This window comes from bacterium (genome assembly GCA_041648665.1).
Classification (GTDB): Bacteria; UBA10199; UBA10199; order 2-02-FULL-44-16; family JAAZCA01; genus JAFGMW01.
Window position 1 is genome coordinate 49,392 of the sequence record JBAZOP010000009.1, and the last position, 6,820, is coordinate 56,211.

Below are 6,820 nucleotides of genomic sequence, written 5' to 3' on the forward strand. Positions count from 1 at the left end.
ATCCAGCTCGGACTCATGGGAATTTCTGATAATAACGAACGGCAACGGCTTCCGGAATGGCTCAGGAAGAGCGGCCATGCCTCCCACAGTGCTCACGAGATCAAGAAGGGTCTCAGGGCCCGCGGCCTCCATACTGTCTGCGAGGAGGCACACTGTCCGAACATGGGCGAGTGTTTTGAGCGGGGGACAGCTACTATAATGATAATGGGCGATACCTGCACCCGCTCCTGCGGATTCTGCGCGGTGAAAACCGGTGTTCCAACCCCCCTGGACCCTTCTGAACCCGAAAGGGTGGCGGCCCAGGTCAAGGCCATGGGCCTCAAACACGCGGTGATCACCTCAGTGACCCGCGATGATCTTGCGGACGGAGGGGCGTTCCATTTCGCGGTCACGATTGCGGCGGTGAAGGCCATGTGCCCCGGTACTTCAATTGAGGTGCTGACCCCGGATTTCATGGGCAGGGAAGGGGATGTCAGCACTGTTTGCAAGGCGCGCCCCGATATCTTCAACCACAACATCGAGACAGTGGAGAGGCTTACCCCGAGCGTTAGGGACAAAAGGGCTTCTTATCGTCGTTCTCTCGAAGTTTTGTCTCTCGCTCGAAAGGAGCTCCCGCAGGGGCGCGTGAAGTCCGGGCTCATGGTAGGGCTGGGGGAGACTGATCGCGAAGTCGAGTCAGCACTCTTAGATCTGGCAAAGGCCGGATGCGATATTGTGACCATCGGCCAGTATCTGAGGCCCGCGAAGGGAAAACTGAAAGTAGCGGTTTACATCACACCGGAAATATTTCAGAGATATGAAAAAATAGGGTTAAAGCAAGGTATCAAGTACATGTTTTGCGGTCCTTTTGTGCGCAGCTCATACATGGCAGATAAAGCGTTACTTTAAGGAGGTAAGATGAGCAGGCTCTCAGAGAGCATAGCTATCAAGGCGCCGATCGAAGAGGTGTTCAGGGTGATCTCAGATTTTGAGAGCTATCCCGATTTTCTCAACGAGATCGTCGCAGCCAAGGTAGTCAAGAAAGCGAAGTCCAAAGCAGAGGTGGATTTCACGGCCCAGATAGTGAGCCGCATCAATTATACGCTCGCAATGAGGCTCTCACCCCCAAGCCGCATAGACTGGTCTCTGATCAAGGGCGATTTTATGGAAGGAAACGACGGTTCGTGGGAGCTGGCGAAACTGGAGCCCAATCTCACGGACGCTACTTTCAGCGTGGAGATGCGCTTCCCGATGTGGGTGCCAAAGTCCTTTGCCGAAGGGACGCTGAAATCAGGGCTCCCCAAGATGTTAAGAGAGGTCAAACAGGAGGCGGAGAAGAGATTCGCGAAGAAATCACGATAGCTTGATACCCGTCTTGAGGTTGAACGCGTCCACCGGTGCTTCCGCGATCCGGCCGCCCGCCCGCTCGATCGCCTCGCACGTGCCGCCTGCACGGAAATACCTGCCCAGGGCAAGCAGCGGGAAGAAGTGGCGATAGCCATGGTAGCGGATGTAGAAATGCAGCGGGAAGCCGGTGCCGGTGTAGTGCCTCTCGTCCCATCCGTTGTTTAGGTTACGGTTATTTATGAGATAGCAGGCTGCCCTGGCCGCGGCCGGGGAGTGCACTGCGCCGCCTGCGACGAGCCCCATCAACGCCCACGCGCTCTGCGACGGGACGCTTTCGCTGTAGCTCTCGAACGGCTTGTGCGGATGGTAGGTGTCCGCTGCTTCGCTGAACCCGCCGTCGGGCCGCTGCACTGATGAGAGCCACGCCACCGCTTTTGCGACCCTGCTGTCTGTATGCCCGATACCCATGGCGGCCAGCGCCGTGAGCACGCACCATGTGCCGTAGATGTAGTTGATACCCCAGCGCGCAAACCATGCGCCGAAATCCTCCTGTGTCTCCCGGATATATTTCAGCGCCTTCTTCACCGACGGGTGCGAGGTGGAGTAATTTCTCCTCATCAGGAATTCCACCATCCGGCCGGTGATGTCGGGCGAGGAGGGGTCGAGGCACGCCTTGTGGTCGGAGAAGGGGATGCGGTTGACGATCCAGCGGGTCTGGTTGCAGTCGAATGCGCCCCATCCGCCGTCGTCGTTCTGCATGGAGATGAGCCAATCGATGCCCTGCATCACCGCCTTTTCCTTTTCGCGCCACGGTATGGAGAGTTTGCAGAGAGCGGTCAGCACCTGGATGGTGTCGTCGACGTCAGGGTAATAGTCGTTTTCGAACTCGAACGCCCAGCCGCCTGGCTTGCCCTTCGGATTTTTCATCGCCCAGTCGCCGCGCACGCCGGTGATCTGCTTGGACATGAGCCAACGGCCGGCGCGGAGAAGGGCGGGGTCGCCCGGAGGAACGCCCGTTTCGAGGAGCGCCTCGATCATCCAGGGAGTGTCCCATACAGGCGATATGCAGCACTGCTGGTGAATTCTGAAACCGTCACGGCTCGCAGAGGCCTCTGCCGGATTGGTGCGGGGGTCGATGCCGGCCTCGCGGAGCTCGGAGGGGCGCGCCTTGCCGTTGTCGCGTATCTCAGGGGGCAGCGCCGGCACATCATCTGCCGCATAACGCTGCTGGAACATCTTCAGCGCGTTGAACGGCTTTCTTATCTTAGGGTCGTCGTTCGAAAGGCCGAGTGCCTTGTGGGCAAAGGCGCAGTATGCCATGGGCGGATATATGTCCTCGGTCTTCTGCACCCGTTCCCAGATCCATTCAGAGCAACGCCTTATCGCCTTTGCTCGAAGTTCCTTTAAAGGGTTTTTCTCGTAAATCTTGAGCAGCTTATCGATCTGTATGAAGAAATTCTCCGGCGAGAAAAAACCTTTGTCAGTCTTAAAGGAAAAGTCTCGCTTTTCCCTGGGAGCCAGAAAGATCTCGTCCAGCTGGAAGTTATCGGGCAAGGGTTGAACCTTTTTCTGACACATGAAGATGAGCAGGGGCACGATCGTGGCCCTGGCCCAACTGGAGAAGGAATAGAGCGAGACGTAGAACCAATTTGGCAGGAAGATAAACTCTGCCGGCATGGCCGGTGCGGCATCCCATGGGATGAGCCCGAACATTGCGAGGTGTATCCTAGTGAATACACGCACCTTTTCGGCGCCGCCGGCTGAGAGGATATATTCGCGGGCGCGCTGCATGCAGGGCTCTGATGGGTCCATACCCGCGAGTTTTAAGGCAAAATAGCATTCCACGGTGGTCGAAAGATCCGCGGGACCCTCGTGATACAGCGCCCAGGTGCCATCCTTGCGCTGAACGTCAAGTATGCGCCTCGCTATGCCTTTTACGATCTCCGGATCGACTTCGTCCAGATAATGCATGAGGTATATGAACTCCGCGCCGATGGTCTCGTTGGCTTCGAGTGCGAACCACCAGTAGCCGTCCTGGCGCTGCAGCGATTTCATGAGCCTGATCGAACCTTCCAAGATGGAGTTCGCCTGGACCCTGCGGCCGTTGATGCGTATCTGGCGGCCTGAGGCAGGGTCGATGATCTCTTCCTTCAAGGGTGGTCGTTTGACAGGGCCGATGATGCCGAATTGTCCGGGCCCGATAGAGAGGCCTAGCTGCCCCTGGGTCGTGGAGAGCTCGTCTACAAGGCCTGTATCTGCGTTGTTCTGGAGGTTTTCCTTGTTCATCGTTGGTTTGCTCCTGGATCCGGATATATATCTAAAGTCGGATAAGGTATATTATAGCTAGTTACTTACTATTAAGTAATTATCATTCAATTACTTTCGTCAATAATAGAACAATCGACATATCGTTAGAACATGATGGACTTGGGGGTCCACGTCGGAGGCTGTATGACCCCATATCCCATCATAAATGCCCTGAGTTTTCAACAGGAATGTACGGTTTTTCGGCTAGGTCCGATAGAGCGCCGGGTACGTCGAATCAAGGGCAGTCTCTACCAGGTGTACGATATCAATCATGTGAGCCAACAGGCTTGGCATATCGGGTACGAGAACGGGGCATACTTGGCGAGCAGGGCATCGATGAATTCAAGGCCGATATTCTTGAACGGCTGGCAGGTGATACCGGGGCCGAGGGCCGAAGGGTATCAATCGAAAGAAAATCGCAAGATCGAAAAACGTCTCTTCTACAATCTCTCCAGAAAATATCTCAAGTCGCCACTGGTAGTCCTCGAAGGCGGCAAGTCTCTAACAGCGTAAACGAATCTGGCGACGGTGCGCGGTGGATGGGACACCGAACACTCTCTAGTCTAGAGGGTGTGGCAGCTGGTTCAAATCCGGCCACCGTCTGCCAGATTTAAACAAGGGGGTTTTATGAGAGGTAAAAAAGCACGCAAATTACGCAAGCAACATCTCAATAAATCTTCACAGCGCACTTCATTTGTACATGGAAAGCGCCAAGGCACAACCGTTAAGTGGGAGGGTGGGCGTAGAGATTATCAAGAAGCGAAACGGGTCAGAGGTGCCGCATGAAACTCTACATAATCATAGGTGCGTGTGTGGGTGGATTAATTGGCTGGCTAACTCGTAACTGGGCCGTGTGGCTCTGAGGGGGAGAGATGGACCGATTCACGCCTAATACTTTTGGATATGCGCCGAATGAAGGAAAGCCGGAATATGTGCGGTGCAGCGAATGTAAAGAACGACTTGAAGTGGGGTCTGATGAAATCATTGAGTTTCAAGATGAGCATATATGCCCGCATTGTTTCGAGACAGAGACAAAGATTTGCTCACGTTGCCACGAGCGCGATTTCAAAGATAACGGACGGGAGGCTTTATCTGGTTTCATTTGTTCAATTTGCCAAGAGGAAATGGACCCTTCGGAATTATCCAGAGCCGTATGCGGTGCAGACCTAGAGGATCTCTGCGTGAATAATGAAAGATAAGGGGGAATGATGGCTTTCACACTCAAGCAGCGTGCACTAAAGCATTACGATCGAATGATTAGATGGGCTGAGAAGCAACCAAAGAGGAAGTTTCCATTTTCAGGGGACATGGAGAGAGCAATCGGTGAAGAATGGCACAGTGGGGATTGTCCTTATTGTCAGAAGTATGACCCTTTTGCTTGTTTTTCAACAAGCCTCTGCCCTCTTGTAGAGGGAGATTGCTGCGGCGGGCTATGGAAGGACATGAGCACGAGACGCACATGGTCAGGTTGGGTCAACGCCGCAAAGAAGGTACGTGCGTATATAAAACAGCATGGATAAGGGGGACCAAATGTCAGAGGTAAAAACAGAATTAAAGATATGGGGCGAAGAAAAGGAAGAAAAGAAAGAGTTGTATCTCAGACTGGTACGGGATGGCAATGATGTCATGTTGATTGCCTGCAACTCATCTGGTTCCAGACAGTTGAGTGGCAATATTTTAGCCATCAAACAAAATGGCGTACATCCCTGTTGGTCTGCCGAGGATTGCCTTAACAAGTATGGCATTCCCACGGATGATAAAGGGAGGATTAAGATTGTCTACTAAAGGGAGGACTCCGATGAAAACAATGATTGATTGTGGCTGGCTACAAAAGAAGCCGAAAAAAGAAATAGAGTTGTCCAATCACGACCTGGATGAACTCGTGTATCGGTCTTACAAGCGACACCGTGACGAGTTTCCAGAGATATCGCCTGATATGGAATCGGCTCGTTTCGGACGTACAAAGGAATTTGAAGAAAGGTATCAACGAGAGAAGGCTTTAGAAGTAGGTTCTAAAGTCACTCGAATGTATCAGGGGCATTCACTTGATCGTCAGTTTACGAACTGACTTTCAGGTGGGGAAAGGGAGGGACGGTATGGTGAAAAAGTCAGAATTACAGGTCGTTTCGCCACAGACTACAGGGGCGCTTGCAGGGTGGTCCAGCGAACAAACCGACCTCATTAAGCGCACGATCTGCAAGGGTGCAACGGACGATGAACTCTCGCTGTTTATCCATGCCTGCAAGCGCACAGGACTCGACCCTCTCGCGCGGCAAGTATACGCCGTGAAGCGTTGGGATTCGTCGCAGAATCGAGAAGTAATGTCGATTCAGACGAGTATCGACGGTTTCAGGCTTATTGCAGAGCGTAGCGGTAAATATGCTGGGCAAGAAGGACCCGAGTGGTGCGGAGAGAAAGGAGTATGGGTTGATGTCTGGACCGATTCAACGCCTCCTGTAGCTGCTCGCGTTGGCGTGCTCAGGTCTGATTTTGAAAAGCCTCTTTATGCAGTCGCACGTTTTTCAAGTTATGTGCAGACTAAAAAAAGCGGCGGACCTAACGCCATGTGGTCAAAGATGCCCGACCTAATGATTGCCAAGGTTGCCGAGGCTCTAGCCCTTCGCCGCGCTTTTCCACAAGAGTTATCCGGCCTCTATACCTCTGATGAAATGGACCAAGCACAAAATCCGACTCCACAACCAGAACCGCAGCCGCCCCATGTGGTAGATGAGTTTATCGAGTTACAGACTTTCTTTGAAGAGAACGGTCAAGGTGATCTTTATAGAGTGTACCTCCAAAACTCAAAAGGTGAATCACCTACAGTCGAACAGGTGAAGTCATGGAATACGCCGAAGCAGATAGCATGGCTAAGACAAACGGTAACTAAGATGAAGGAAGAAAAAACGCACATAGAGAACGAACCTGATTCGGATGTAAAAGACGTAGATGAACCGATAGTGGGCGAGGTGGTGCTATGAGTGAACATATATCCCTTACCCAGATGGCGATGTTTCTAAGATGTCCGAGGCAATACAGGTTCCGATATCTGGAAGGTTTCAAGGTGCCGCCTCGCGTCTCTATGGTCCGGGGATCGAGCTTTCACAAGGCCAATGAAACCAACCTCGTACAGAAAATAGAGACGAAGAGGGACTTGCCCATAGACGAGGTCAAAGAGGTTTTCTCCTCC

The 6,820-nt window shown here is 52.9% G+C and carries 9 protein-coding genes; 8 read left to right on the forward strand and 1 reads right to left on the reverse strand.

Annotated features, from left to right (window positions below):
• Window positions 1-15 precede the first annotated feature (15 nt).
• Window positions 16-888: a lipoyl synthase gene (lipA, locus tag WC683_05430; protein ID MFA4972035.1), complete on the forward strand. Its 873-nt coding sequence runs from the start codon at window positions 16-18 to the stop codon at window positions 886-888.
• A 9-nt stretch (window positions 889-897) separates the two neighbouring features.
• The gene (locus WC683_05435) at window positions 898-1,341 is read left to right on the forward strand and encodes an SRPBCC family protein (protein MFA4972036.1); all 444 of its coding nucleotides are present in this window, start codon (window positions 898-900) and stop codon (window positions 1,339-1,341) included.
• Here WC683_05435 and WC683_05440 read toward each other — a convergent pair.
• On the reverse strand, window positions 1,333-3,612 hold the full coding sequence (locus tag WC683_05440) for a prenyltransferase/squalene oxidase repeat-containing protein (protein MFA4972037.1): 2,280 nt from the start codon (window positions 3,610-3,612) through the stop codon (window positions 1,333-1,335). The two genes, WC683_05435 and WC683_05440, sit on opposite strands and share 9 nt — an antisense overlap.
• Window positions 3,613-3,969: 357 nt before the next feature.
• Here WC683_05440 and WC683_05445 point away from each other — a divergent pair, with 357 nt between their 5' ends.
• The 6 genes from WC683_05445 to WC683_05470 all read left to right on the forward strand — a co-directional run.
• The gene (locus WC683_05445) at window positions 3,970-4,146 is read left to right on the forward strand and encodes a hypothetical protein (GenBank protein MFA4972038.1); all 177 of its coding nucleotides are present in this window, start codon (window positions 3,970-3,972) and stop codon (window positions 4,144-4,146) included.
• A gap of 359 nt (window positions 4,147-4,505) precedes the next feature.
• Complete coding sequence (locus tag WC683_05450; GenBank protein ID MFA4972039.1) at window positions 4,506-4,832, forward strand: hypothetical protein; 327 nt, start codon at window positions 4,506-4,508, stop codon at window positions 4,830-4,832.
• 331 nt (window positions 4,833-5,163) lie between these two features.
• A complete protein-coding gene (locus WC683_05455; protein MFA4972040.1) occupies window positions 5,164-5,418 on the forward strand; it encodes a hypothetical protein in 255 nt (84 codons plus the stop codon).
• A gap of 13 nt (window positions 5,419-5,431) precedes the next feature.
• On the forward strand, window positions 5,432-5,701 hold the full coding sequence (locus WC683_05460; GenBank protein ID MFA4972041.1) for a hypothetical protein: 270 nt from the start codon (window positions 5,432-5,434) through the stop codon (window positions 5,699-5,701).
• A 28-nt stretch (window positions 5,702-5,729) separates the two neighbouring features.
• Complete coding sequence (gene bet, locus WC683_05465) at window positions 5,730-6,611, forward strand: phage recombination protein Bet (protein ID MFA4972042.1); 882 nt, start codon at window positions 5,730-5,732, stop codon at window positions 6,609-6,611.
• Window positions 6,608-6,820: PD-(D/E)XK nuclease family protein (locus tag WC683_05470; GenBank protein MFA4972043.1), on the forward strand; the 213-nt coding region annotated here is incomplete at its 3' end. The genes bet and WC683_05470, both read left to right, overlap by 4 nt.

Bases quoted from the DNA above. Each gene is read 5' to 3' on its own strand.
- lipA (MFA4972035.1), top strand. From the start codon at position 16: ATGGGAATTTCTGATAATAACGAACGGCAACGGCTTCCGGAATGGCTC.
- WC683_05435 (MFA4972036.1), top strand. From the start codon at position 898: ATGAGCAGGCTCTCAGAGAGCATAGCTATCAAGGCGCCGATCGAAGAG.
- WC683_05440 (MFA4972037.1), bottom strand. From the start codon at position 3,612: ATGAACAAGGAAAACCTCCAGAACAACGCAGATACAGGCCTTGTAGAC.
- WC683_05445 (MFA4972038.1), top strand. From the start codon at position 3,970: ATGAATTCAAGGCCGATATTCTTGAACGGCTGGCAGGTGATACCGGGG.
- WC683_05450 (MFA4972039.1), top strand. From the start codon at position 4,506: ATGGACCGATTCACGCCTAATACTTTTGGATATGCGCCGAATGAAGGA.
- WC683_05455 (MFA4972040.1), top strand. From the start codon at position 5,164: ATGTCAGAGGTAAAAACAGAATTAAAGATATGGGGCGAAGAAAAGGAA.
- WC683_05460 (MFA4972041.1), top strand. From the start codon at position 5,432: ATGAAAACAATGATTGATTGTGGCTGGCTACAAAAGAAGCCGAAAAAA.
- bet (MFA4972042.1), top strand. From the start codon at position 5,730: ATGGTGAAAAAGTCAGAATTACAGGTCGTTTCGCCACAGACTACAGGG.